1 tRNA gene and 2 rRNA genes (1 of these 3 cut by a window edge) are annotated in these 2500 nt (G+C 54.5%); all 3 read right to left on the minus strand.

From position 1 onward, the window contains the following. Window positions 1-38: 38 nt before the first annotated feature. Window positions 39-115: transfer RNA gene (locus tag ACYQ54_RS28415), tRNA-Met, on the minus strand. Window positions 116-365: 250 nt separating this feature from the next. Then, a 5S ribosomal RNA gene (gene rrf / locus ACYQ54_RS28420) occupies window positions 366-480 on the minus strand. A gap of 291 nt (window positions 481-771) precedes the next feature. Further along, window positions 772-2500 (minus strand): 23S ribosomal RNA (locus tag ACYQ54_RS28425); it runs 994 nt beyond the window's last position.

Raw genomic sequence — 2500 nt, forward strand, 5'->3', positions numbered from 1 at the left:
AAAAAACCCCACCAGGATTACTGATGGGGTTTTTAATTTGGTTGCGGGAGCAGGATTTGAACCTGCGACCTTCAGGTTATGAGCCTGACGAGCTACCGGGCTGCTCCATCCCGCGTTATTCGATTAATCGGAGGGTACGAGAGTATCCTCGATGGGCTTTTGTTCCACCCTTGATTTTAGTTTTGTTTGTCCTCGTCGCTTTGCGCCTGCGGGCAAACTTGGGCTTCTCCTGTCGCCAGCACCTGGTTTGAAGATCTAGTTGGTGCTGGGATTTGGGTCATTGCCCGAAGGTTTCATCGTTTTTGATTAGCGCTCGATGAGCCGAGAGGCTGTTGTGCGCTCCAGAGTCAAATTGCGATTGGCAGGCCTGGCGGCGACCTACTCTCCCACACCTTAAGATGCAGTACCATTGGCGCTGGGGAGTTTCACGGCCGAGTTCGGGATGGGATCGGGTGGGGGCTCCCCGCTAGGGCCACCAGGCCGGCGAAGCGCAATTTGCGTGAACTGGTCTATATATTTATTTGATTTTGATCTGGTTTTCCTTCTGCTTTGCAAGGAACAAGAGCTCCGAGCGCCGCGAAGGCAAGGCCAAGTGGCCGTCGGCCGGTCAGGCCGCGTGGTTCGCAGGACAGGTCCAAAGGACCGATACGTCCGTGAGAACAAAACCATGATCTCAAACGCGCTCAAGCAGCCCAAAGGGCTATAGCGCACTTAAGATGATCTCTTCAAAGCGCCAGAGGCGCTTTGGAGAGATGAACATTGACTAATGAGAGGATCAAGCCGAACGAGCTATTAGTAAAGCTAAGCTTCATGCGTTGCCACACTTCCACACGCTTCCTATCGACGTGGTGGTCTTCCACGGCTCTTCAGGGAGAACTGGTTTTGAGGTGGGTTTCCCGCTTAGATGCTTTCAGCGGTTATCCCTTCCGTACATAGCTACCCTGCAATGCGGCTGGCGCCACAACAGGTCCACCAGAGGTACGTCCATCCCGGTCCTCTCGTACTAGGGACAGATCCTCTCAATTCTCCTACACCCACGGCAGATAGGGACCGAACTGTCTCGCGACGTTCTGAACCCAACTCACGTACCACTTTAATTGGCGAACAGCCAAACCCTTGGGACCTGCTCCAGCCCCAGGATGTGATGAGTCGACATCGAGGTGCCAAACAATGCCGTCGATATGGACTCTTGGGCATCATCAGCCTGTTATCCCCGGCGTACCTTTTATCCGTTGAGCGATGGCCCTTCCACGAGGGACCACCGGATCACTATGGCCGTCTTTCGACTCTGCTCGACTTGTCAGTCTCGCAGTCAGGCAGGCTTATGCCATTGCACTCAACGAGCGATTTCCGACCGCTCTGAGCCCACCTTCGCGCGCCTCCGTTACCATTTGGGAGGCGACCGCCCCAGTCAAACTACCCGCCACACACGGTCCCGGATATTGTAGTACCGCGGTTAGATATCCATGACGACAAGGGTGGTATTTCAAGGGTGACTCCACAAGAGCTGGCGCTCCTGCTTCAACGTCTACCACCTATCCTACACATGTCGTGACGAATACCAGTGTGAAGCTGTAGTAAAGGTGCACGGGGTCTTTCCGTCTGACCGCAGGAACCCCGCATCTTCACGGGGAATTCAATTTCACTGAGTCTATGCTGGAGACAGCGGGGAAGTCGTTACGCCATTCGTGCAGGTCGGAACTTACCCGACAAGGAATTTCGCTACCTTAGGACCGTTATAGTTACGGCCGCCGTTTACTGGGGCTTCAATTCGGTGCTTGCACACCTCCTCTTAACCTTCCAGCACCGGGCAGGCGTCAGACCCTATACGTCGCCTTACGGCTTCGCAGAGCCCTGTGTTTTTGATAAACAGTCGCCACCCCCTGGTCTGTGCCACCCCACAACGGTTGCCCGTCGTGAGGTCTCCCTTCTCGCGAACTTACGGGAGCATTTTGCCGAGTTCCTTCAGCATAGTTCTCTCAAGCGCCTTGGTATTCTCTACCAGTCCACCTGTGTCGGTTTCGGGTACGGTTTATACGGTGGAGCTATTTCCTGGAACACCTTCGCTGCACCCCCAATCCAATAAGGAGATACAACACACGGCATCCGTCACTACCACCAAGCTGCAGAATATTAACTGCATTCCCATCGACTACGCCTTTCGGCCTCGCCTTAGGGGCCGGCTAACCCTGCGCCGATTAGCGTTGCGCAGGAACCCTTGGACTTTCGGCGAGCGGGTCTCTCACCCGCTTTATCGTTACTCATGTCAGCATTCGCACTTCTGATATCTCCAGGAGCCCTCGCGGGTCTCCCTTCGCAGACTTACAGAACGCTCCGCTACCGCGCATCCTAAGATGCACCCGCAGTTTCGGTGTATGGCTTGAGCCCCGGTACATTTTCGGCGCGGAACCCCTTATTTAGACCAGTGAGCTGTTACGCTTTCTTTAAATGATGGCTGCTTCTAAGCCAACATCCTGGTTGTTTTGGGAGTTCTACATCC

The sequence above is a fragment of the Roseibium sp. LAB1 genome (genome assembly GCF_054658235.1).